Origin of the sequence: Aeromicrobium sp. JJY06 (assembly GCF_044069275.1) — a bacterium.
Classification (GTDB): Bacteria; Actinomycetota; Actinomycetes; order Propionibacteriales; family Nocardioidaceae; genus Aeromicrobium; species Aeromicrobium tamlense.
This window is the reverse complement of the sequence record NZ_JBIMRD010000001.1, coordinates 2,176,415-2,198,714: the sequence shown is the minus strand read 5'-3', so window position 1 is coordinate 2,198,714 and position 22,300 is coordinate 2,176,415. Positions and strand designations below refer to the sequence as shown.

At 69.7% G+C, this 22,300-nt stretch carries 27 protein-coding genes; 4 read left to right on the top strand and 23 right to left on the bottom strand.

The annotated features are described in order from the left end of the window. Window positions 1-92 precede the first annotated feature (92 nt). On the bottom strand, window positions 93-1,031 hold the full coding sequence (locus tag ACGWYL_RS10785; RefSeq protein WP_179425512.1) for an endonuclease/exonuclease/phosphatase family protein: 939 nt from the start codon (window positions 1,029-1,031) through the stop codon (window positions 93-95). Between the two features lie 4 nt (window positions 1,032-1,035). After that, window positions 1,036-1,560 (bottom strand): ferritin, encoded by a 525-nt coding sequence (locus tag ACGWYL_RS10780; protein WP_179425514.1) that lies wholly within the window; start codon window positions 1,558-1,560, stop codon window positions 1,036-1,038. A gap of 52 nt (window positions 1,561-1,612) precedes the next feature. Between ACGWYL_RS10780 and ACGWYL_RS10775 the strand changes: the two genes are divergently transcribed. Then, window positions 1,613-1,813 carry a hypothetical protein gene (locus ACGWYL_RS10775; RefSeq protein ID WP_179425515.1) on the top strand — a complete coding sequence of 67 codons (201 nt, stop codon included), beginning with the start codon at window positions 1,613-1,615 and terminating at the stop codon, window positions 1,811-1,813. A 109-nt stretch (window positions 1,814-1,922) separates the two neighbouring features. Here ACGWYL_RS10775 and ACGWYL_RS10770 read toward each other — a convergent pair whose 3' ends face one another. The 16 genes from ACGWYL_RS10770 to ACGWYL_RS10695 all read right to left on the bottom strand — a co-directional run bounded on the left by ACGWYL_RS10770 (window position 1,923) and on the right by ACGWYL_RS10695 (window position 14,758). Beyond that, entirely contained in the window at window positions 1,923-3,908 is a 1,986-nt protein-coding gene (locus tag ACGWYL_RS10770) for a protein meaA (RefSeq protein ID WP_179425517.1), read from the bottom strand. A 68-nt stretch (window positions 3,909-3,976) separates the two neighbouring features. Next, on the bottom strand, window positions 3,977-4,558 hold the full coding sequence (locus tag ACGWYL_RS10765) for a cob(I)yrinic acid a,c-diamide adenosyltransferase (protein ID WP_179425527.1): 582 nt from the start codon (window positions 4,556-4,558) through the stop codon (window positions 3,977-3,979). A 37-nt stretch (window positions 4,559-4,595) separates the two neighbouring features. Then, window positions 4,596-4,718 carry a hypothetical protein gene (locus ACGWYL_RS10760; protein ID WP_263280671.1) on the bottom strand — a complete coding sequence of 41 codons (123 nt, stop codon included), beginning with the start codon at window positions 4,716-4,718 and terminating at the stop codon, window positions 4,596-4,598. A 67-nt stretch (window positions 4,719-4,785) separates the two neighbouring features. After that, the gene (locus tag ACGWYL_RS10755; protein WP_179425529.1) at window positions 4,786-5,232 is read right to left on the bottom strand and encodes a DUF2550 domain-containing protein; all 447 of its coding nucleotides are present in this window, start codon (window positions 5,230-5,232) and stop codon (window positions 4,786-4,788) included. Between the two features lie 23 nt (window positions 5,233-5,255). Further along, entirely contained in the window at window positions 5,256-5,630 is a 375-nt protein-coding gene (locus tag ACGWYL_RS10750) for a F0F1 ATP synthase subunit epsilon (RefSeq protein WP_179425531.1), read from the bottom strand. An 11-nt stretch (window positions 5,631-5,641) separates the two neighbouring features. Then, window positions 5,642-7,111, bottom strand: coding sequence for a F0F1 ATP synthase subunit beta (gene atpD, locus ACGWYL_RS10745; protein WP_269307041.1), 1,470 nt, complete (start codon window positions 7,109-7,111; stop codon window positions 5,642-5,644). Further along, a complete protein-coding gene (locus ACGWYL_RS10740; RefSeq protein WP_179425535.1) occupies window positions 7,107-8,036 on the bottom strand; it encodes a F0F1 ATP synthase subunit gamma in 930 nt (309 codons plus the stop codon). Before ACGWYL_RS10740 ends, atpD begins: the two co-directional genes overlap by 5 nt. Before the next feature lie 2 nt (window positions 8,037-8,038). Next, on the bottom strand, window positions 8,039-9,682 hold the full coding sequence (atpA, locus tag ACGWYL_RS10735) for a F0F1 ATP synthase subunit alpha (protein WP_179425537.1): 1,644 nt from the start codon (window positions 9,680-9,682) through the stop codon (window positions 8,039-8,041). Between the two features lie 39 nt (window positions 9,683-9,721). After that, a complete protein-coding gene (locus ACGWYL_RS10730) occupies window positions 9,722-10,525 on the bottom strand; it encodes a F0F1 ATP synthase subunit delta (RefSeq protein ID WP_269306166.1) in 804 nt (267 codons plus the stop codon). Next, window positions 10,525-11,067 carry a F0F1 ATP synthase subunit B gene (locus tag ACGWYL_RS10725; protein WP_179425541.1) on the bottom strand — a complete coding sequence of 181 codons (543 nt, stop codon included), beginning with the start codon at window positions 11,065-11,067 and terminating at the stop codon, window positions 10,525-10,527. Before ACGWYL_RS10725 ends, ACGWYL_RS10730 begins: the two co-directional genes overlap by 1 nt. Before the next feature lie 19 nt (window positions 11,068-11,086). Then, on the bottom strand, window positions 11,087-11,272 hold the full coding sequence (gene atpE / locus ACGWYL_RS10720) for an ATP synthase F0 subunit C (protein WP_179428207.1): 186 nt from the start codon (window positions 11,270-11,272) through the stop codon (window positions 11,087-11,089). 109 nt (window positions 11,273-11,381) lie between these two features. Further along, on the bottom strand, window positions 11,382-12,185 hold the full coding sequence (gene atpB / locus ACGWYL_RS10715) for a F0F1 ATP synthase subunit A (RefSeq protein ID WP_269307038.1): 804 nt from the start codon (window positions 12,183-12,185) through the stop codon (window positions 11,382-11,384). A gap of 72 nt (window positions 12,186-12,257) precedes the next feature. Beyond that, entirely contained in the window at window positions 12,258-12,449 is a 192-nt protein-coding gene (locus ACGWYL_RS10710; protein WP_179425543.1) for a hypothetical protein, read from the bottom strand. A gap of 110 nt (window positions 12,450-12,559) precedes the next feature. Next, on the bottom strand, window positions 12,560-12,991 hold the full coding sequence (locus tag ACGWYL_RS10705) for a hypothetical protein (RefSeq protein ID WP_179425545.1): 432 nt from the start codon (window positions 12,989-12,991) through the stop codon (window positions 12,560-12,562). Further along, complete coding sequence (locus ACGWYL_RS10700) at window positions 12,988-14,112, bottom strand: MraY family glycosyltransferase (RefSeq protein WP_179425547.1); 1,125 nt, start codon at window positions 14,110-14,112, stop codon at window positions 12,988-12,990. Before ACGWYL_RS10700 ends, ACGWYL_RS10705 begins: the two co-directional genes overlap by 4 nt. Then, complete coding sequence (locus ACGWYL_RS10695; protein WP_269306163.1) at window positions 14,105-14,758, bottom strand: L-threonylcarbamoyladenylate synthase; 654 nt, start codon at window positions 14,756-14,758, stop codon at window positions 14,105-14,107. Before ACGWYL_RS10695 ends, ACGWYL_RS10700 begins: the two co-directional genes overlap by 8 nt. Window positions 14,759-14,869: 111 nt before the next feature. Here ACGWYL_RS10695 and ACGWYL_RS10690 point away from each other — a divergent pair, with 111 nt between their 5' ends. Beyond that, window positions 14,870-15,739: a DMT family transporter gene (locus ACGWYL_RS10690; RefSeq protein WP_269306162.1), complete on the top strand. Its 870-nt coding sequence runs from the start codon at window positions 14,870-14,872 to the stop codon at window positions 15,737-15,739. Window positions 15,740-15,999: 260 nt separating this feature from the next. Then, a complete protein-coding gene (locus ACGWYL_RS10685) occupies window positions 16,000-16,887 on the top strand; it encodes a hypothetical protein (RefSeq protein WP_395487154.1) in 888 nt (295 codons plus the stop codon). Between the two features lie 125 nt (window positions 16,888-17,012). Here the strand turns inward: ACGWYL_RS10685 and prmC are convergent, their stop codons facing one another. The 3 genes from prmC to rpmE form a co-directional block, all read right to left on the bottom strand. Next, the gene (gene prmC / locus ACGWYL_RS10680; RefSeq protein ID WP_179425553.1) at window positions 17,013-17,855 is read right to left on the bottom strand and encodes a peptide chain release factor N(5)-glutamine methyltransferase; all 843 of its coding nucleotides are present in this window, start codon (window positions 17,853-17,855) and stop codon (window positions 17,013-17,015) included. Then, entirely contained in the window at window positions 17,852-18,916 is a 1,065-nt protein-coding gene (prfA, locus tag ACGWYL_RS10675; RefSeq protein ID WP_395487153.1) for a peptide chain release factor 1, read from the bottom strand. Before prfA ends, prmC begins: the two co-directional genes overlap by 4 nt. A gap of 81 nt (window positions 18,917-18,997) precedes the next feature. Further along, a complete protein-coding gene (gene rpmE, locus ACGWYL_RS10670; protein ID WP_179425557.1) occupies window positions 18,998-19,204 on the bottom strand; it encodes a 50S ribosomal protein L31 in 207 nt (68 codons plus the stop codon). 156 nt (window positions 19,205-19,360) lie between these two features. Here rpmE and ACGWYL_RS10665 point away from each other — a divergent pair, with 156 nt between their 5' ends. Then, window positions 19,361-19,681: a hypothetical protein gene (locus tag ACGWYL_RS10665; protein ID WP_179425559.1), complete on the top strand. Its 321-nt coding sequence runs from the start codon at window positions 19,361-19,363 to the stop codon at window positions 19,679-19,681. Here the strand turns inward: ACGWYL_RS10665 and ACGWYL_RS10660 are convergent, their stop codons facing one another. Together ACGWYL_RS10660 and rho are read right to left on the bottom strand one after the other, a co-directional pair. After that, window positions 19,682-20,164: a glutathione peroxidase gene (locus ACGWYL_RS10660; protein WP_179425561.1), complete on the bottom strand. Its 483-nt coding sequence runs from the start codon at window positions 20,162-20,164 to the stop codon at window positions 19,682-19,684. Between the two features lie 86 nt (window positions 20,165-20,250). Next, the gene (gene rho / locus ACGWYL_RS10655) at window positions 20,251-22,173 is read right to left on the bottom strand and encodes a transcription termination factor Rho (protein ID WP_395487152.1); all 1,923 of its coding nucleotides are present in this window, start codon (window positions 22,171-22,173) and stop codon (window positions 20,251-20,253) included. Window positions 22,174-22,300: the final 127 nt, after the last annotated feature.

Here is a 22,300-nt window from a genome sequence, read left to right as displayed (position 1 = left end):
AGCCAGATCTGTAGCGGTATCCACCCATTCCCGGCCGACCTGGCCGGAAAACGGTGGCTGCCGCTACACATCTCGCGCGGCGGAGCCGCGGGTCAGCGGGAGCAGACGCGCAGGTCGGCCCAGACGGCGCGGTGGTCGGCGCCGGAGATGTCCTCGGTGCCCGAGTCCTGCACGCTGAGGCCGCGCACGAGCACGTGGTCGATGTCGGCGAACGGCGGGTAGAGGCGGTCCATCGGCCACGTGGCGGTGGGCCACAGCCCCGCGGTGTCATACATGCCGCGCTTCGCGTCGCGGAAGGCGGCGTGCGCCGAGGACGCGTTGAAGTCGCCCGCCATCACGAGCGGGCGGCCGCGGTTGGCGCGCTGCCACTGCCCCAGCTCCAGCAGGCCGCCACGCCAGTCCTCGAGCCACTGGCTCACCGGCGGCATCGGGTGCACGGCGCGCACCAGCACGGCCGTGCCGTCGACGTCGACGGACATCGCCGGCTGCTGGAAGGTGGCGGCCTCGCCGGCCGGCACGTCGACGCGCGTGGCCGGGTACCGCGAGAGGATCACCGAGCCGTCGGTGTCGCGCGCCTCGGGCGTCTGGCCGCTGCGGTGCGTGAAGCGCTTGCCGTCCTCGGTGGCGGAGATCGCCGCGATCATCGGCTCGGTGACCTCGTTGAGGATCAGCACGTCGACGTCGTGGCTCTTCACGGCCGCCACGATCTCGTCGACGTCGGCCTCGGCGTAGTACGCGTTGAGTGTCATCACCGACAGCCGCGCCTGGCCCGCGTCGCAGTCCGGACGGTTGCTGACGTTGAGGATCGTCACGAGCGCCACCGCGATCACGACGGCGTTGGCGCCGCACGCGAGCCAGGCCCGCGCGAGCACGCTCAGGACGATGCCCGCGACGGCCAGCACGATCCAGAGCCGCCCGAGCGCCTGGACCGCGGGCAGCCACGACGGCTCCACACGGTCCAGCCACGGCGTCGCCGCCAGTGCCAGCAGCACCACGGCGACGAGCGTCAACAGCGCCCGGACGACCCTCACGGCGTCAGGCGCCCGCGATCGGCGGAGCGGTGGGGTCGGAGTCCTCGCCGGTCTCCTCGCGCGCGATCCAGTCCTCGATGCGCTCGTAGTCGTCCTTCGAGCGCGTGACCACCGCGAGCAGGTCGCTCATCTTGGCGACCTCCTCGACCTGCTCCTTGATGAACCACTGCATGAACTGGTCGGAGGCGAAGTCGTTGTCCTCGCGGGCGAGTCGCGTGAGCTCGTTGATCTGCGCGGTGACGCGCTTCTCCTGGTCGAGCGCGACCTGGACGGGCTCGACCACGTCGGCGAAGTCCATGCGCGGGGCGGGCAGGCCCGGGATGACGACCTGCTGGTCCTGGTCGAGCAGGTACTGCACCATCATCATGGCGTGGTCGCGCTCCTCGAGCGCCTGGGCGTAGAACAGGGCGGCCATCTGCGGCATCGTGAGCGCGTCGTAGTACGTCGCGATCCCCACGTACTGCTGGTGTGCGCTGAACTCGTGTCCGATCTGCTCCTGCAGGGCCTTCACGAACTGCTGGGACGCCATGTGCTCCTCCTTCGGCGAGGACAGCCTCACCTCGCGATGTACCGTGGATGTCGTGCCGAAGCCGCCGAAGAAGAAGTGCTGCGTGAGCAAGCCGCGCTGCAAGCGCTGCCCGATCCGCATGATGGCCGACGGCACGCTCCCCGACGGCTACACCGTCAAGAAGCGCAAGCTGGTCAAGGTCAAGAAGGACAAGAAGAAGGACAAGAAGTCCTCGAAGTCCTCCAAGACCAAGGCCAAGCCGCTGGCCGCCTGATCACTTCGACCGCTTCGATCACGGCGAGCCTATTGGTCGGCGCGCGCCGACGCCACGAAGGAGAGGCGAGCCTTCGCCCACCTGTCCCTCGAGCGGACCATTCCCGGAATCAGACGGGGAGGTCGTTGGCCTTGCGGATCTCGTCGACGACGCGGCCCATGATGTCGGTCATGCCGAAGTCCTTCGGCGTGAAGACGGCGGCGATGCCGGCGGCCTCGAGCTTGCGGCCGTCGGAGTCGGGGATGATGCCGCCGACGATGATCGGGACGTTCGTCAGGCCGGCGTCCGCCAGGCCCTTCTGCACGTCGGGCACCAGCTCCATGTGCGAGCCGGACAGGATCGACAGGCCCACCACGTGGACGTCCTCGGCCACCGCGGCCGCCACGATCTGCTCGGGCGTCAGACGGATGCCCTGGTAGATGACCTCGAAGCCGGCGTCACGGGCGCGCACGGCGACCTGCTCGGCGCCGTTGGAGTGCCCGTCGAGTCCCGGCTTGCCGACGAGGAAGCGCAGGCGGCCGCCCAGCTCCTCACCGGTCTGGCGGACCTTCTCGCGCACGGCGGTCAGCTCGGATCCTGCCTCGGCCACGCCACTCACCCCTGCCACGCCCGTGGGCGCCCGGTACTCGCCGAAGACCTCGCGCAGCGCCGCGGACCACTCGCCCACCGTGGCGCCCGCGCGCACGGCGTCGAGGGTGGCGGCCATGAGGTTCTGATCGGTCTTGGCCTGCTGCTGGACGACCTCGAGGGCCGCGTCGACGGCGGCCTGGTCGCGCTGGCTGCGCCACTGCTGCACGTCGGCGATCGCGTTGGCCTCGGCCTGCGGGTCGGCGACCATGATCGCGGTGTCGAGGTCGGCGGTCAGCGGCGACGGCTCGGTCTCGACGAAGCTGTTGAGTCCCACGACCTTCATCTCGCCGGACTCGATGCGCGCGCGACGCTCGGCGTGCGACGTGACCAGCTCCTGCTTCATGTAGCCCGAGACGACCGCGGCAACGGCGCCGCCCATCGCCTGGACACGGTCCATCTCGGCCTTCGCGCCCTCGACGAGCTCGTCGACCTTCGCCTCGATGACGTGCGAGCCGTCGAAGATGTCGCCGTACTCGAGCAGGTCGGACTCGTAGGCCAGCACCTGCTGGAGCCGCAGCGACCACTGCTGGTCCCACGGACGCGGCAGGCCGAGCGCCTCGTTCCAGGCGGGCAGCTGCACCGCGCGGGCGCGGGCGTTCTTGCTGAGCGTGACGCCCAGCATCTCCAGCACGATGCGCTGGACGTTGTTCTCGGGCTGCGCCTCGGTGAGGCCGAGCGAGTTGACCTGCACGCCGTAGCGGAAGCGACGCATCTTCGGGTCCTTGACGCCGTAGCGGTCGCGGGTGATCTCCTCCCACAGCCGGCCGAAGGCGCGCATCTTGCACATCTCCTCGACGAAGCGCACGCCGGCGTTCACGAAGAAGGAGATGCGGCCCACGACCTGCTCGAACTGGTCGTCGGGCACCTGGCCGGAGTCCTTGACCGCGTCGAGGACGGCGATGGCCGTGCTCATCGCGAAGGCGAGCTCCTGCACGGGCGTCGCGCCCGCCTCCTGCAGGTGGTAGCTGCAGATGTTGAGCGGGTTCCACTTCGGGATGTTCGCGACGGTGTACGCGATCATGTCGGTGGTCAGCCGCAGCGAGGCCTCGGGCGGGAACACGTAGGTGCCCCGGGAGAGGTACTCCTTGATGATGTCGTTCTGGGTCGTGCCGGCGAGGGCCGAGGGATCGACGCCCTGCTCCTCGGCGGCCACCTGGTACATCGCCAGCAGCCACATGGCCGTGGCGTTGATGGTCATCGAGGTGTTCATCTCCGACAGCGGGATGTCCTCGAAGAGGCGGCGCATGGCGCCCAGGTGCGGGATCGGTACGCCGACCTTGCCGACCTCACCACGCGACAGCACGTGGTCGGGGTCGTAGCCCGTCTGCGTCGGCAGGTCGAAGGCGACCGAGAGGCCGGTCTGACCCTTCGCCAGGTTGCGCCGGTAGAGGGCGTTGGACTCGGCTGCGGAGCTGTGGCCGGCGTAGGTTCGCATCACCCACGGGCGATCAGGCTGCACTGACATGCGGCAAGGGTACCGCTGCCCTGCGGCGCGCGACGGCGGGTCCACCCCGCCGTCACGCTCGGTTGCGATCAGGCGCCGGTGCGGTCGCCGCCGGGAACCCAGAGCACGTCGCCGCGCTCACGGTTCGCGTAGCGACCGAGGATGAACAGCAGGTCGCTGAGGCGGTTGAGGTACTTCGCGACGAGCGGGTTGACCGTGTCGCCGTGCTCCTCGATGGCGCGCCAGGCCGCGCGCTCGGCACGGCGGGTGACGGTGCGGGCCACGTGCAGCTGCGCGGCGGCCATCGTGCCGCCGGGGAGGATGAACGAGTCGAGCTTCGGCGTCGCCTCGTTGAAGCGGTCGCACCACTGCTCGAGGCGCTCCACGTAGTCGGGCTCCACGCGCAGCGGCGGGTACTCGGGCTCATCGACGATCGGGTTTCCGACGTCGGACCCGAGGTCGAACAGGTCGTTCTGGATGTGCGTCAGCACGGCGGTGACGTCGGCGTCCAGCTCGCCGGTGGCCAGTGCCACGCCGATCTGGCTGTTCGCCTCGTCGACGTCGGCATAGACGACCAAGCGCACGTCGTTCTTCGACGTGCGCGAGAAGTCGACGAGATTGGTGGTCCCGTCGTCTCCGGTCCTGGTGTAGATCCTCGTCAGGTGAACCATGCGTTCACCCTAGAGGTTGAGGTCAGAGGACCTCGCATCACATCCAGTCGATGCGGTTGATCTTGATGGGCGCCGAGGAGTCGTCCGCCTGGGCGGGCGAGGCGACGGTGCCCGCGGCGACGGCGAGGGCGAGGAGCGCTGCAGCGATGATCTTCTTCATGATCACAAGTGTGAAGGGTGGCGAGGTCACGAGCAACCGAAATGGCGGAGTTGCCTCGTATCGAAGATCACAGGACGTTGTTCACGCCACGTCCGGGCGGCGATGACTCCAGCCACGACAGCAACCCGGTCAGCGAGTTCGGGCTCAGCGCGAACTGCTCGATGCCGGCAGCGTTCTCGGTGCGCACGACGATGTGGCCGTCGTGCAGGGCGTACGCCTCGGCGCCCTCGGGGTCGCGGCGCCCCTCGATGAGGACGCCGCCGCGCTCGAACCGGTGGCGCGGGCGCGGGGAGAAGGAGAAGGTGCGATACCAGTCGATGGCGTCGTCACGATAGACCGCGACGCCGAGCACCCAGCCGGAGGCGGAGTGCTCGGCGCCACGATTCACGCTCAGCTCGAAGGTCACGCCCTGGCGGGCGATCCACCGACGACGTGCGATGAGCCCGACGAGGAAGAGCAGGCCCAGCACGACGATGATCGCGAGGGAGTCGACCAGCCACAACCACAGCGGCATCGATCAACCCCTCGCGATCACCATCAGGACGCCTTGCCGATGAGGCGGAGCTTCGCCTCGGCGCGGCGGACGGCCAGCTCGTCGTCGGACGAGCGAGCCTTCTCCAGGTCAGCGGTGGTGGCCGCCTCGTCGACCTCGTCGGCGAGGAACGTGTCCTCGGACAGGATCGACACGCGGTCGGCCGCCACGGAGATGAACCCCTCGCTGACGGCGGCGCGCAGGACCTCGCCGCCCTCCACGGGGTGGATCTCGACGACGCCGGGCACCAGCAGGGACAGCAGCGGCGCGTGGCCGGTGAGCACGCCGATGTCGCCCTCGGCGGTACGGGCGATGACCTCACGGGCCTCGCCCGACCACACGACGCGGTCGGCGGCGACGAGCTCGATCTGCAGTGTCATGTCAGCGGACCTCAGAGGTTCTTCTGGATCTCGGCCCACTTCTTGTCGACGTCGTCCAGACCGCCGCACATGAAGAACGCCTGCTCGGCCACGTGGTCGTACTCGCCGTCACAGATCTTGGTGAAGGCGTCGATCGTCTCGTCGAGCGGGACGGTCGAGCCCTCGATGCCGGTGAACTGCTTGGCCACGTAGGTGTTCTGCGAGAGGAAGCGCTGGATGCGACGAGCGCGCGAGACGATCGTCTTGTCCTCCTCGCTGAGCTCGTCGACACCGAGGATCGCGATGATGTCCTGGAGCTCCTGGTTGCGCTGCAGGATGCCCTTGACCCGGTTGGCCGTCGCGTAGTGGTCCGCCGCGATGTAGCGGGGGTCCAGGATGCGCGAGGTCGAGGTCAGCGGGTCCACGGCCGGGTAGATGCCCAGCGACGCGATCTCACGGCTCAGCTCGGTCGTGGCGTCCAGGTGGGCGAACGTCGTGGCCGGGGCCGGGTCGGTGTAGTCGTCGGCCGGCACGTAGATCGCCTGCATCGAGGTGATCGAGTGACCACGCGTCGAGGTGATCCGCTCCTGCAGCACGCCCATCTCGTCGGCCAGCGTGGGCTGGTAGCCCACGGCCGAGGGGACGCGACCCAGCAGGGTCGAGACCTCGGAGCCGGCCTGGGTGAACCGGAAGATGTTGTCGATGAACAGCAGCACGTCCTGGTTCTGGACGTCGCGGAAGTACTCGGCCATCGTCAGGGCCGACAGGGCGACGCGCAGACGCGCTCCCGGCGGCTCGTCCATCTGGCCGAAGACCAGCGCCACCTTGTCGAGGACGCCCGACTCCTCCATCTCGACGATGAGGTCGTTGCCCTCACGGGTGCGCTCGCCGACGCCGGCGAACACCGACACGCCGTCGTGGTCCTTGGCGACGCGGGCGATCATCTCCTGGATCAGCACGGTCTTGCCGACGCCGGCACCACCGAACAGGCCGATCTTGCCGCCCAGCACGTACGGCGTCAGCAGGTCGATGACCTTGATGCCGGTCTGGAACATCTCGGTCTTGGACTCGAGCTGGTCGAAGGCCGGAGCCTTGCGGTGGATGCCCCAGCGCTCGTTGACCTCCCAGGTCTCACCCTCGGCCAGGTTCATGACCTGTCCGGTGGTGTTGAAGACCTTGCCGAGGGTCTGGTCGCCGACGGGAACCGAGATCGGCTCGCGGGTGTCGGTGACGGGGGTGCCGCGGACGACGCCGTCGGTGGGACGCAGGCTGATCGCGCGGACCATGCCGTCGCCGATGTGCTGCGCGACCTCGAGGGTCAGCGTCTCCTTGGTGCCGGCGACCTCGGTGTCGACCAGCAGGGCGTTGTAGATCTCCGGCATCTGGTCGGCCGGGAACTCGATGTCGAGCACCGGGCCGATGACCCGGGCGACGCGGCCGGTCACGGCGGCCGAGTCGGTGGTGGTCTCTTCGACGGTTGCAGTCATGGTGTCTTCCTCAATCGGACTGGGAGGCCTCGGCGAGCGCGTTCGCGCCACCCACGATCTCGCTGATTTCTTGGGTGATGCCGGCCTGGCGAGCCTGGTTCGCCAGTCGGGTGTACTTCTCGATCAGGTCCTGCGCGTTGTCGGTCGCGGACTTCATGGCCTTCTGGCGCGCGGCGAGCTCGGAGGCCGCCGCCTGCAGCAGGCAGGAGTAGATGCGGCTGTAGAGGTACTTCGGCAGCACGGCCTCGAGCACCTCGGCGGCGCTCGGCTCGAACTCGTAGAGGGGCAGGACCTCGGAGTCCTCCGGGGCCTCCTCCCCCTCGACGATCTCGAGCGGGAACAGACGGATCGCCGTCGGCTCCTGCACCAGCATCGACTTGAAGCGCGTGTAGACCACGAAGAGCTCGTCGACGGCCTGGGCCGGGTCGATGGCCTCCTCGGCCGTCTCGTGCTCCGCGCCGCGAGCGATCAGCTCGTCGCCGATCGCGCGCGCGTCGTCGTACGTGGGCTTGTCCGAGAAGCCGGTCCACGACTTCTCGAACTCACGCTGGCGGAAGTTGAAGTACGACTCCGCCTTGCGGCCGGCCAGGAAGTACGTGACCTCCTTGCCCTCCGCGCGCAGGCGCTCGGCGAGCTGCTCGGTCTCCTTCAGCACGCTGGACGCGTAGGCGCCCGCCAGACCGCGGTCGCTGGCGACCACGAGGATGGCGGCCCGCTTCGCGTCCGGGTTCTCCGTCGTCAGCACGTGGTCGACGTTGGAGTACGTGGCCAGGGCCGACACCGCACGCGTGAGCTCTCGCGCGTACGGTGCGGCCGCGGCCGCGTGCTGCTGGGCCTTGATGATCCGCGACGCGGCGATCAACTCCATCGCACGCGTGATCTTCTTGGTCGACTGCGTCGACCTGATCTTCGCGCGGTACTCGCGGAGTGAGACAGCCATCGTCAGCCTCGCTTCTGTCGGACGATCTGCTCCTGCTCGACGTCCTCGTCGGCGAGTGCGTCGAACTCCTCGTGGCCGGCCTTGATCGATCCACCGTCGCTGGTCTCGAACTGGTCGAGGAAGGAGTCGTACGCGCCGTCGAGCGTCTGGGCGCTCGAATCCTCGAACTTGCCGCTCTCGCGGATCGCGTCGAGGACACCGGAGTGCGAGCGCTTGACGTAGTCGAGGAACTCGGCCTCGAAGCGGTGCACGTCGTTGACGGGCACGGCGTCGAGCTTGCCCGTGGTGGCGGCCCAGATCGAGACGACCTGCTGCTCCATCGGGAACGGGTTGTACTGCGCCTGCTTGAACAGCTCCATGAGGCGCTGTCCACGGGCGAGCTGGGCCTTCGACGCGGCATCGAGGTCGGACGCGAACATCGCGAACGCCTCCATGGCGCGGTACTGGGCCAGCTCGACCTTCAGCGAGCCGGTGACGGCCTTCATCGCCTTGGTCATCGCCGAGCCGCCCACGCGGGAGACCGAGATGCCGACGTCCACGGCGGGACGCTGGTTGGCGTTGAACAGGTCCGACTGCAGGAAGATCTGGCCGTCGGTGATCGAGATGACGTTGGTCGGGATGTACGCCGACACGTCGTTGGCCTTCGTCTCGATGATCGGCAGACCGGTCATCGAGCCCGCGCCCAGGTCGTCGCTGAGCTTGGCGCAACGCTCGAGCAGCCGCGAGTGCAGGTAGAAGACGTCGCCCGGGTAGGCCTCGCGGCCCGGCGGGCGGCGCAGCAGCAGCGACACGGCGCGGTACGCCTCGGCCTGCTTCGACAGGTCGTCGAAGATCACCAGGACGTGCTTGCCCTGGTACATCCAGTGCTGGCCGATGGCCGAGCCGGTGTACGGGGCGAGGTACTTGAAGCCGGCCGAGTCCGACGCGGGGGCTGCGACGATCGTGGTGTACTCCAGGGCGCCGGCAGCCTCGAGCGCGCCGCGCACGGAGGCGATGGTCGAGCCCTTCTGGCCGATGCCGACGTAGATGCAGCGGACCTGCTTGCTCGGATCGCCCGACTCCCAGAACTCCTTCTGGTTGATGATCGTGTCGATCGCGATGGCGGTCTTGCCGGTCTGACGGTCGCCGATGATCAGCTGGCGCTGGCCACGGCCGACCGGGGTCAGCGAGTCGATCGCCTTCAGGCCGGTCATCAGGGGCTCGTGGACGCTCTTGCGCTGCATGACGTTCGGCGCCTGGAGCTCGAGGGCACGACGTCCCTCGAGGTCAGCGATCTCGCCGAGGCCGTCGATGGGCGTGCCGAGCGGGTCGACGACGCGGCCGAGGTAGCCCTCGCCGACGGGGACCGAGAGGACCTCGCCGGTGCGCTTGACCTTCTGGCCTTCTTCGATGCCCTCGAAGTCACCGAGGATGACCACACCGATCTCGCGGACGTCGAGGTTCAACGCCAGACCGAGGGTGCCGTCCTCGAACTCGAGCAGTTCGTTGGCCATCGCCGAGGGAAGACCCTCCACCTGCGCGATGCCGTCGGCCGCGGACGCGACGACGCCGACTTCTTCGGCCTCGCCCTGCGTCGGGGTGTAATCCGACACGAACTTCTGCAACGCGTCGCGGATCTCCTCCGGACGAATCGAGAGTTCAGTCATGCTGTGTGCCTGCCTTCTTGTGCGAACGATGCGTTCTGGTCAGCCTGCGATGCGCCGGCGGGCGGCCTCGAGGCGGGTGGACATGGTGGCGTCGACGACCTCGTCGCCCACGGAGACGGCGATCCCGCCGATCACGGACGGATCGACCACGGTGTTGAGCTGGATCGCGCGGCCGTAGCGACGCGAGAGGGCGTCGGTGAGCCGCTGGCGCTCGGCGTCGTCGAGGTCGTAGGCCACGCGAGCGACGGCGACGAGCCGGTCCTCACGCGCTGCGACCTGACGGCTGAACGCCTCGAGGACCCGCTCGAAGGAGCCGGAGCGTCCGACCGCGGCCTGGCCCAGGAGGGACAGGGTCGACTCGGAGACCTTTCCACCGAAGACGTCCTGCAGCAGGGTGGTCTTCGCCGCGACCGGAACGGTCTTGTCGGAGACGACCTGACGCAGCTCGTCGGACTGGTGGATGACGCGACCGGCCTCGAACAGCTCGTTCTCGAGATCGTCGCCCCGGCCGGCCTCGTCGGCGGCCCGGGTGAACGCCGCGACTCCGGCGATCTCGAGGCCGTCGGTGAGGTCACGACCCGCGGCCCAGCGACCGCCGACCGCGGCCTGCAGGACCGCGAGGGCGTCCTGGCTGACCTTGCCGTCGAAGATGCCGGCGGCGAGCGTGCGCTTGCCGTCGGCCTCGATCGAGGGATCGGTCAGCACCCGACGCGCCGCGACGGCGGAGTCGAGGGCCTCGACGATGCCGAACAGCTCGGCGCCGACCTGGGCCGCCGACGCGCCCGGCACCGCGGAGACCGCGGCGAGGGTCGCGTCGAGCGACTTGGCAGACGATCCGCGCATCAGTTCGCCGACCCCTCGAGCTCGTCGATGAAGCGCTGCACCGTGCGACGCTGGGCATCGGTGTCGGCGAGGGACTCACCGACGATGCGACCCGCGAGCTCGGTGGCCATGCCGCCGACCTCGGACTTCAGCTGCGCGATGGCCTGCTGGCGCTCGGCCGCGATCTGGGCCTGCGCCGCCGAGACGATGCGCGCGGACTCGGCCTGAGCCTGCTCGCGCATCTCGACGACGATCTGGGCGCCCTGCTCGCGCGCCTCCTCGCGGATGGCGGCGGCCTCGTGCCGGGCCTCGGCCAGCTGCGCCGTGTACTGCTCGAGCGCGGCCTGGGCTTCCTTCTGCGCCGACTGCGCCTCCTCGATCCCGCCCTCGATGGCGGCCGTGCGCTCGGCGTAGGCCTGCTCGAAGTTCGGAATGACGTACTTCCGGATGAGGAAGTACAGGATCGCGAAGACGACCACTGCCAGCACGATCTCCGAGAGGATCGGCATCAGCGGGCTGTGTTCCTCGCCTTCGGCAGCCGTGGCGAGAATCGTGGAGTACATCAGTCAGTTCCTGACGTTGTCAGAGGACGAAGGCGAGCGCGATGCCGATGATGGCCAGGGCCTCGGCAAGAGCGAAGCCGAGGATCGCGATCGTCTGGAGGCGGCTCTGGGCCTCGGGCTGACGGGCGACGCCGTTGATGTAGGCGGCGAAGATCAGACCGATGCCGACGCCCGGGCCGATGGCGGCCAGGCCGTAGCCGATCATGTTCAGGGAGCCGAGGGTTTCGAGATCCACGGATTTTTCCTTTCGTTGACGACGCAGGGCGCGCCGTCGGTTTGCGAAAACTGGGAGGCTATTCGGTTGTGGCCGGCGCTCAGTGCTCGTCGGCGAGTGCCCCACCGATGTACATGGCGGTCAGCAGGGTGAAGACGTAGGCCTGCAGGAACAGGACCAGCAGCTCGAGGAAGCTCACGGCGATGCCCAGGACGAACGACAGCGCGCCGACCGGGATGTACCAGGGGTTGCCGGAGTCGAGGATCAGGTAGGCCGCACCGGTCGCGAAGAGGATCAGCAGCAGGTGGCCGGCGAACAGGTTGGCGAAGAGACGAAGCGCCAGCGTGACCGGGCGGACCAGCACGGTGGACAGGAACTCGAGCGGGATGATCAGCACGAGGATCGGGCCGGAGATGCCGCCCGGGACCGTGACGTGCTTGAGGTAGCCGAGGAAGCCGTGCTTCGCGACGCCGACGCCGTTGAAGACGAGCCACACGAGCGCCGCCAGCGGCAGCACGAAGCTGAAGCGCGAGAACGACGGGAACTGCAGGAACGGGATGAGGCCGAAGTAGTTGTTCACCAGGATGAAGGTGAAGAGCGAGAACAGCAGGGGCACGAACTTCATGAAGTCGTGCGAGCCGATCGAGTCGCGGGCGACGCCGTTGCGGACGAAGCCGTAGACGTACTCGCCGGCGAACTGCAGCTTGCCCGGGACGACGGCCTTGTTCTTCGAGGCGGCCCAGAAGAAGCCGACGATCAGCGGCACCGAGAGGACCAGCAGGAGCATCGGCTTGGTGACCCCGAAGTCACCGATCGAGAAGACCGGAGGGAGGTCGAAGCTGGCCGGCCCGGGGGCGTGATAGCCCTCAGAGTCCGAGGCGGCGTTCAGCACGGCGGTCGTCACGGCGGACAATCGATCACCCTTCTGTGGCGTCGAGCCCTGTCGGCCCCGACGTCGGTCGGCAGTTCGCGCGGGTCACTTCTCGCGTTGCGCCATCGCGACCGTGAGAATGCCCAGTGCAGCACCCACCACGACTCCGATGGCCACCATGAACGACGTGTCCCACCATCGGTCGAGCAGGAAGCCCACTCCACCGTAGAAGATCACTCCACCGGCCACACGCCCGAAGGCAACCCACGGATCCTGCGGCGGCGGTGCGTCGTTCATTGCACCCCGAATCTATCAGGGCCGTTTGCAGCCGCTGCAGGCAGGTCGTGAAAGTTGTCACTTGCTCGCGTGCGACCCGTTTCGCAGCGTCGAGGACACGCGGGCGAGGCTCAGTCGCGACCGGTTTCGCCCGGTTCTCCAGCGGTCTTCTCGGGCAGGTCGTACATCGGCGTGCGGTCCCGGGTGGCGTCGACGAGTCGGGCGGTCAGCCACGCGAGGGTGGTGGCGATCACCGTGACCGAGACCGACTCGGGGTCGATCGGGCCCGAGTCGCCGGACGAGCGCTGCAGCACCACGAACAGCGCCAGCAGGGCGACGACCTTCGTGAAGAAGAAGATCAGCGCGAACATCATCGACAGGCCGGGCGTGGCCTTCGCCACGGGTCCGAGGACCGCCGGGGTGGTGGCGAAGAACGCCAGCACGATGACGCCGCCGATGATCGCGCCCAGGAGCCCCTCGACGCCGACGACCGCCGCGGCCACGACGGTGCAGACCACGATCACCGCGAGCGCGATCCACGGGGCGAGCTGGCGTCGTTTCACGACCACACCTTCGATTCGAGTCGGGGAAGCAGGAAGATCGCGGCCGTCACCAGGGCGGTGATCAGCGCGATCGCCACGAAGAGCTGCCAGCCGCTGAACAGGCCCACCGCGACCACCCCGAACGCGACGAGCGCCGCGGCCGCGTACATGAGCAGCACGGCGCGACGGTGCGAGTGCCCGATCTCGAGCAGCCGGTGGTGGATGTGCATCTTGTCGGGGCTGAACGGCGACCGGCCCGCACGGGTGCGCCGCAACACCGCCAGGCCCATGTCGAGGAACGGGATCGTCAGGATCGCGAACGGCAGGATCAACGGGAGTATCGCCGCGGGCAGCAGGCTGGAGTCGGCGCCGCCGATGCCCTCGGAGAGGCTCGTGGCCGGGAACTGCCCGGTGAGGCTGATCGACGAGCACGCCAGGACGAAGCCCAGCAGCATCGAGCCGGAGTCGCCGATGAACATGCGAGCCGGGAAGAAGTTGTGGGGCAGGATGCCCAGGCACGCACCGGCGAGGCTGATCGTGAGCAGCGCGGCCGCGACCGCACGGGTCTCGCCGTTCTCGACGGCGAGGACGAACGCGTAGATGAAGAACGCGATCGACCCGATCGCGGCCATGCCGGCGGCCAGTCCGTCGAGGCCGTCGACGAAGTTCATCGCGTTGGCCGTGGCCACGATGAGGAAGACGGTCAGGATCATCGCCTGCGCCTGATCGAGGCCCAGGTAGGTGTTCGGCAGCGGCAGGTAGACGAAGTGCAGGCCCATCGCCACGGTGATGACGCCGGCCAGCACCTGGCCGGCGAACTTGCTGAGCGCGTCGAGCTCGAAGAGGTCGTCGATGATGCCGACGATGCAGATGACGCTGGCGCCGACGAGGACGGCGCGGACGTCGGCGTAGAGCGACGCGTCGCCGCCGGAGAGGAACGGCAGGTGGGTGGCGGTCAGGTACGCCGCGACGAGTCCGCCCAGCATCGCCGGCCCGCCGAAGTACGGCGTGGGGATGGCGTGGACGTCGCGGTCGCGCACCTGCGCGACCGCGCCGAGCTGCTGGGCCGTCTGCCGCGCGATCGACGACAGCAGGTACGCGACGCCGATCGCGACGCCGAAGACGACGAGGTACTCACGCACCGGCTCCACCGCCGGCGGGCTCGATCGTGTTGTTGTAGCGGTGCAGCGTGGCGAGCTCGATCGCTCCCTGGCGCAGCACGCGCGGCACGGGGCCCGTGACGTCGAGGATCGTGGACGGCGTGGAGCCGGCGGACGGGCCACCGTCGAGGTAGACCTTCACGGACTCTCCCAGCATGGCCTCGGCCTCGTCGGCCGACTCGGCCGCGGGGCGACCACTGAGGTTGGCACTGCTGACCGCGCTGGGGCCCGAACGGCGCAGGACGGCGCGCGTGCGCTCGTCGTCGGGGACGCGGACCGCCACGGTGCCGTGCGTCTCGCCGAGGTCCCACGTGAGCGACGGCTGGGCTCGGAACACGACGGTCAGCGGGCCGGGCCACAGGTCCTCGAGCATCGTCTGCAGCCACGCCGGCGGGCGCTCGGCGACGAGCGCGTCGAGCGTGGCGGGATCGGCGATGAGTACGGGCGGTGGCATGTCACGACCTCGGCCCTTCGCCTCGAGCAGCCGCGCGACCGCCATCGCGTCGAACGCGTCGGCAGCCACGCCGTAGACGGTGTCGGTCGGCAGCACGACGAGCGCGCCCTCGCGCAACGCCGAGACCGCCGCCTCGACACCCTCGTCGAGCTCGGTCGCGCAGTCGAACCTCATGGGTCAAGGTTAGGGGTCGACACCGGCACCCACGGCGCGGGATGCCGCCGGGGGGATCGTTAGAATCGTCAGGATGCGTTCCTCCAGGCTGGTCACCCCCGACGTGGCGCGATGACCCCGTCCCCCACGCTGGCCGCCGTCCTGGCCCTGAGCTCGGCGCTCGGGTTCGCGTTCTCGACCTCGTTCCAGCACCTGGCCGCGGGACGCGTGCAGCTCACCGTGACGCATCCCCTGCTCGTGCTGCTGCAGCTCCTGCGCAGCCCGCGCTGGCTGGCCGGCAGCTCGATCGGGCTCGTCGCGTGGCTGCTCCACGCGGTCGCCCTCAACCTCGGCACCCTGTCGCTCGTCCAGCCGATCATCCTGCTGGGCGTCGTGCTCGCGGTGGTCGTGAGGTCGGCGCTCGACCGCCGCTGGCCGCGCCGCAACGAGCTGGCCGGCGTGCTCGTCACGATCGTCTCGCTCATCGCGGTGGTCTCCGTGGCCGACACGAACCACGGCGGCGCGATGGCGCCCACCGGTCTGATGCTGGCCGTGGCCGGAACGGGCGTCGCGACCGCGCTCGTCGTGACGCGCTTCGCGAACGAGCTCCCGCGGCGCGGCATGGCCGCGTTCTTCCTCGGCATGACCGCGGGCATGCTGTTCGGCATCACCGCCTGCCTGATGAAGGTGGTCGGCAGCGCGATCGGCGACCACGGCGTCCCCGGGTTCCTCGGCACCTGGTCGCCGTGGGTGCTGCTGGCGTGCGCGTTCCTCGCGATGTCGCTCAACCAGCGCGCCTACCAGCTCTCGCGCCTCTCGCACTCGATGCCGGTGCTCAACGTGACGTCGGTGCTGCTGTCGATCCTGCTCGGCGCGCTGCTGTTCGACGAGTCGCTGCCGACCTCCCCCGCGACCCTGGCCCTGCAGGCCCTCGGCCTCGTCGGCATCGCGTGGGGCCTCTACCGGATCGCCGACGCCGGCCCCCGGGCCCGCGTCGCCTGACCTCCGCCTCCGCGCCCGCGCCCGCTCCGGCGCCGCCAGACCCGCGAGTGGCGCAAATCTGCCCGCCACTCGCCGAGTGGCGGGCGATTCTGCGCCACTCGTGACCCTGGTTTGCGCCTCTCGGGCGGCCCTGTGGATGGCGGTTCGACGCGCGTGCGCCGACGCCCGACGCTGGCGCGATGGAACCCATCCTCCATCGCAACGCCGCCGCGCACGGTCAGACCCTCAAGCAACTCCGTGGCCAGTCGTTCTCCCACCCGGTGAACGGCGTCGCGGTCGCGGCCAGCGAGTCCGAGGACCTGCGCACCCGCACGCGCGCCGCGCTGATGGTAATGCCCGACCATGCCGTGGCCACCCACCTGACCGCAGCGGCATTGCGGGGCTGGGCGATCCCCCGCGGCATCGCACCTCCGGTGATCGTCTGCACCGACTGCGAGGCACCCCACCTCGACCGACGTGGGGTCTACGTCCGCCGCTGCGAAATCCCCCCGAGGCACCGCTCCGTCGTCGATGGGATAGCGATGGCGTCGGCCGAGTGGACGATCGTGGAGCTCGCGGAGACGTTGAGCCTTCTCGACCTCGTGACGGTCATCGACTCGGCCCTCGCCGCCGGACACACGACGGTGCCGCACCTGCGCGAGGCCCTGGTGCCGGGGCGACGCGGCGTGCGGGTGCTGCGGCGAGCGCTCGAGTACTGCGACGGGCGCAGCCAGTCGGCCGGGGAGACAGCGCTGCGGCTGGTCCACACCCTCAGCGGCATCTCCGTCGACTCTCAGGTCGAGCACCGTGAGCACGACGGAACCCTGATTCTCGCGCTCGACCTCCTCGTCCGTGGCACGTCCTACGCGCCCGAGTTCGACGGCGCCGACCATCGCGATCCACGAACCCATCGGCGTGATCTCCGCCGCGAGCGGCTGCTGCACGGGCTCGGCATCCAGCGCGCCGGCTACACCTTCGTCGAGATCAGTCGCCAGCCCGAGGAGATCGTGCGTATGGCGGCCGAGGCGCTGGGGACGCCCGGGCGATTCTCGGCGGTCGACGCACGCGTCGAGATCGACCGGTCGAGCCTCACCCGCGCAGGGACGGCGGCCCTGCAGGAGCGTATGGCGCGGTTCGCCCGGACGAGTTCCCCGCGCGCCCGTCCGTGAGTACCGCGAGTGGCGCAGAACGGGGTCGCGAGTGGCGCGAAATCGCCCGCCACTCGGCGAGTGGCGGGCAGATTTGCGCCACTCGCGGTTCGGGGGGGGCGGAGGGGTCGGGAGGGGCCGGCGGGCTAGGGGCGGCGGGCGGTGACGTAGCGGGGGCGGTCGGCGAGGTCGGCGTGGTCGCGGACCTCGGCCCAGCGGGCCGTGAAGACCGCGGGGGCGGACTCGCCCTGGGCGTCGGCGTGCTCGGCGCCGACCACTCCCCCGGAGCGCAGGAGTCGCCAGGCGACCTGCTCGACGACGCGCATCGCGTCGAGACCGTCGTCGCCGGACCACAGCGCGAGCTGGGGGTCGTGGTCGCGGGCCTCGGGCGCGACCGACTCCCACGCGTCGAGCGGGATGTACGGCGGGTTCACCACGACCACGTCGACCGTGCCGTCGAGGTCGCCGAACGCGTCGGCCATGTCGCCGCGGCGCAGGTCAACTCCCGTGCCGTCGAGGTTGCGCAGGGCCCAGCCGTAGGCGGACTCGTCGAGCTCCACGGCGTGCACCCGGGCCTCGGGCACCTCGTGGACCACCGACAGCGAGATCGCGCCGGAGCCGGCGCACAGCTCCACCACGACCGGCGGACGGCCCTGCGCGAGGACCTCGCGCGCCGAGTCGATCGCCCAGCCGGCGAGGAGCTCGGTCTCGGGGCGCGGCACGAAGACGCCCGGCCCCACCTCGACGTCGACGTAGCGGAACGCGGCCGAGCCGGTGATGTGCTGCAGCGGCACGCGACGGGCGCGGGCGTCGATCATCTCCAGGTAGGTACGGCGCTGGGCGTCGTCGACCCGCGCGGTCAGCGTGAGCAGCGCGCGCGGCGTGCCGGTGACGTGGCTCAGCAGGACCTCCGCGTCGTGGCGCGGGGACGCGACCCCGCCCTCCTCGAGCCGCGCGGCGGCGTCCTCGAGCAGGCGGCGCGTGCTCATCCGCGGTCCTCGAGCGCGGCGAGCCGCTCGGCCAGGTCGGCCTCGACGAGCGAGCCGATGACGTCGTCCAGGGCGCCGTCGATGACCTGGTCGAGGTTGTAGGCCTTGAAGCCGGTGCGGTGGTCCGAGATGCGGTTCTCGGGGAAGTTGTAGGTGCGGACGCGCTCGGAGCGGTCGACCGTGCGCACCTGCGAGCGGCGCGCGTCGGCGGCCTGGGCGTCGGCCTGCGCCTGCGCGGCGTCGAGCAGCCGCGAGCGCAGGATCCGCATCGCCTGCTCCTTGTTCTGCAGCTGCGACTTCTCGTTCTGGCAGCTCACGACGATGCCCGTGGGCAGGTGCGTGATCCGCACCGCCGAGTCGGTGGTGTTGACGCTCTGACCGCCGGGGCCGGACGAGCGGAACACGTCGATGCGCAGGTCGTTGTCGTTGATCTGGACGTCGACGTCCTCGGCCTCGGGCAGCACCAGGACGCCGGCGGCGGACGTGTGGATGCGTCCCTGCGACTCGGTGACGGGCACGCGCTGGACGCGGTGCACGCCGCCCTCGAACTTCAGCAGCGCGTAGGGGGCCTCCCCCGGCTCGGGCGTGCCCTTGGCCTTCACCGCGGCCGTGACCGACTTGTAGCCGCCGAGAGCCGTCTCGGTGGAGTCGAGCACCTCGACCTTCCAGCCGTGCTGCTCGGCGAAGCGCGAGTACATCCGCAGCAGGTCGCCCGCGAACAGGGCCGACTCGTCGCCGCCCTCGCCGCCCTTGATCTCGAGGATGACGTCCTTGCCGTCGGCCGGGTCGCGCGGGACGAGCATGCGCTCGAGGCGCTCGGCGAGCGCGGGGACGCGACGCTCGAGGGCCTCGGCCTCCTCGGTCATGTGGAGCTCCTGCGCGGCGACGAGGTCCTCGCGGGCCTCCTGCCACTCGCGGTACACCCGGATGATGGCGGTGAGCTCGGCGTAGCGTCGCCCGAGGTCGCGCGCACGGCGCGCGTCGGAGTGCACGGCCGGATCGGCCAGCTGCTGCTCCACCTCGGCGTGCTCGTCGATCAGCGACTCGACGGCCTCGAACACGTCGTCACCTCCTTGCCTTCGGGTGCCCGGACACGACAACGGCGCCGATCGCTCCGTAGAGCGACCGGCGCCGGAGAAGTCCTACTTCTTGCCGTAGCGCTTCTCGAACCGGGCCACGCGGCCGCCGGTGTCGAGGATCTTCTGCTTGCCCGTGTAGAACGGGTGGCAGGCCGAGCAGACGTCGGCGCGGAGGGTGCCCTCGGTCGCCGTGCTGCGGGTGGTGAACGAGTTGCCGCAGGTGCAGGTGACCTGGGTCTCCACGTACGCGGGGTGGATGTCCTTCTTCATGATGTCCTCTCGTGTGGTCGCCGGGTCGGGACGCGGGGCGCGGACCGTGAACCGGAACCAAGGATCGATTGTGCCAGTCGGCATTGGCATAACCCAAATCGGGGTCCGGGTGTTCCCGGCGTTCCGAAAAACCCCGCACCGCCTACTATGACCTCCATGCGCACCGGGAGACTCAAGACCATCCTCGTCACCCTGGTGATGCTCGTCGTCATCGGCGGAGCCGGCCTCTACATCGCGAGCGAGTACGGCCGCTCCCGCGCCATCACGGTGATCGCGGCGGTCGGACTGATCGCTGCCCTCACGTGGGTGGTGCTGGCCGTGGTGTCGATCGCGACCGCGACCCGCGCCCGCCGGGTGGTGTCCGAGGAGGACACCACCCCGCGCAACGAGCAGCGCCCGGTGGCGCGCCGCACGATCCTGCCGGGCGACGACCAGCAGGTGGGTCGTCGTCGCCGCAAGGACGTCTCCGACGCCTGATCAGGCCGGCAGCAGCGCCTCGATGTCCTGGGCGATGTCCTGCGGGCTGGTCGTGGAGCCGTAGCGCTTGACGACGTTGCCCTCGGGGTCGACGAGGAACTTCGTGAAGTTCCACTTGATCGCCCCGCCGAGCACGCCCTTCTTCTCGGACTTGAGCCACTGGTAGAGCGGGTGCGCGTCCGAGCCGTTCACCTTCACCTTGGAGAACATCGGGAACTGCACGCCGAACTGCGACTCGCAGAACGTGGCGATCTCGCCCTCGGAGCCGGGCTCCTGGCCGCCGAACTGGTCGCACGGGAACCCCAGGACGACGAAGCCACGCTCGGCGTACGTGTCGTAGAGGTCCTGCAGCGGTCCGTACTGCGGCGTGAAGCCGCACTGCGAGGCGGTGTTGACCACGAGCGCGACCTTGCCGCGGTAGTCGGCCAGCTGCTGCTCGATGCCGTCGATGGTCGTGGCGCTGAAGTCCCAGGCGGTCGTCATGCCGCGAGCCTAGCGACGAAGGCCCGGTCCCCTGACGGGAACCGGGCCTTCGTGGATCGGCGGAGGCGGCTCAGGGCCGCCCGCGGTCAGCTCTGACCGTCGTTGGACCCGCCGGGCATCGTCTTGTTGATCTCCATGAGGAACTCGACGTTGTTCTGCGTCTTCTTCAGCTTGCCCAGGATGAGCTCGAGGCCCTGCTGGCCCTCGAGGCCCGAGAGCAGGCGACGCAGCTTCCACACGATGGCCAGCTCGTCGCGGGCCATCAGCAGCTCCTCGCGGCGCGTGCTGGAGGCGTCGACGTCGATCGCCGGGAAGATGCGCTTGTCGGCGAACTCGCGGCGCAGGCGCAGCTCCCAGTTGCCGGTGCCCTTGAACTCCTCGAAGATCACCTCGTCCATGCGCGAGCCGGTCTCGATGAGCGCGGTGGCCAGGATGGTCAGCGAGCCGCCGTCCTCGATGTTGCGCGCGGCGCCGAAGAACTTCTTCGGCGGGTATAGCGCCGAGGAGTCGACGCCACCGGACATGATGCGGCCCGACGCGGGCGCGGCCAGGTTGTAGGCACGACCCAGGCGCGTGATGCCGTCGAGCAGCACGACGACGTCGTGCCCCAGCTCGACGAGGCGCTTGGCGCGCTCGATGGCCAGCTCGGCGACCGTGGTGTGGTCCGAGGCCGGTCGGTCGAACGTCGACGCGATGACCTCGCCCTTGACGGTGCGCTGGAAGTCGGTGACCTCCTCGGGACGCTCGTCCACCAGGACGATCATCAGGTGGCACTCGGGGTTGTTCTCGGTGATCGCGTTGGCGACCTGCTGCATCACCATCGTCTTGCCGGCCTTGGGCGGCGAGACGATGAGGCCGCGCTGGCCCTTGCCGATCGGCGAGACGAGGTCGATGACGCGACCCGTCATGCCGCCGGCCTGGCCCTCGAGGCGCAGGCGCTCCGACGGGTACAGCGGCGTCAGCTTCGAGAAGTCGACGCGGCGCTTGGCCTCCTCGGCGTCCGACCCGTTGACCGAGTCGACCTTGACCATCGGGTTGAACTTCTCCTTGCGCTCGCCCTCGCGGGGCTGGCGCACCTGGCCGGTGATCGCGTCGCCGCGACGCAGGCCGAGCTTGCGCACGAGCGACATCGAGACGTAGACGTCGTTCTCGCTGGGCAGATAGCCCGTGGTGCGCACGAAGGCGTAGTTGTCGTGGATGTCGAGGATGCCCGCGGCCGGCACCAGGACGTCGTCCTCGGTGAAGGTGGGGTTGTCCTCGAGGCGGCCACCGCTGCCACCGCGGTTGCGGCCACGGCGGTTGCGGCGGCGTCCGCCGTCGTCGTCGCGGTTGTCGCGGCTGTCGCGGTTGTCGCGGCCCTGGTTGTCGCGGTTCTGGTCGCGGTTCTGGGTCTCGCGGCTCTGGTCGCGGCTCTGGTTGTCGCGGTTGCCCGCGCCCTGACCCTGGCCGCGGCCCTGGTCCTGGTTCCGGTTGCGTCCCTGGCCCCGGCCCTCGCGGTCACCGGACTCGCGGCGATCGCCCTTGTCCTGCGCCTTGTCGCCGTGGGCCTTCTCGCCCTGGCCGCGGTCGTTCTGACCCTTGTCGCTCTTCTCGCCCTGCGGCTTGTCGGCCTTCGCGGGCTTCTCGGCCTGCTCGGCCTGCGCCTCGACCGGCTCGGCCTGCGCCGGCTCGGCCTGCGGGGCGGCGTCGGCGGCCGGCTCGGCGGCGGCGGCCTTCTTGGCGCGGGCGGGGCGCGAGGTCTTCGTCTCGGCAGGCACGTCGATGAGCGTGTCCTGGCTGGCGCGCGGCGCCTCAGCCGGCTTCGCGTCGCCGCGAGCGGTCTTGATGGCGTCGATCAGCTGGCCCTTGCGCATCTTGGCGGCACCTTCGATGCCGAGGCCGTTGGCGATCTCCTGGAGCTCGGCGATCACCTTGCCGCCGAGCGCTCCGCCGGACTTGCGGGGAGCCTTCGCGGGGGCCTTGTCGGCACCCTCCGCGGGAGTGGGATCGACCGTGGTTGATTCCGTCACACGTTGTCCTTATCGGGAGGCCACGTTCCTGCCGACGCCGGTCGGGTTCGCCGACGGTGCGTCGCGTTCAGGATCGCCCGTATCCGACGGGCTCAGAGGTGGCATGGTGTCGGGGAGAGAAACTCGA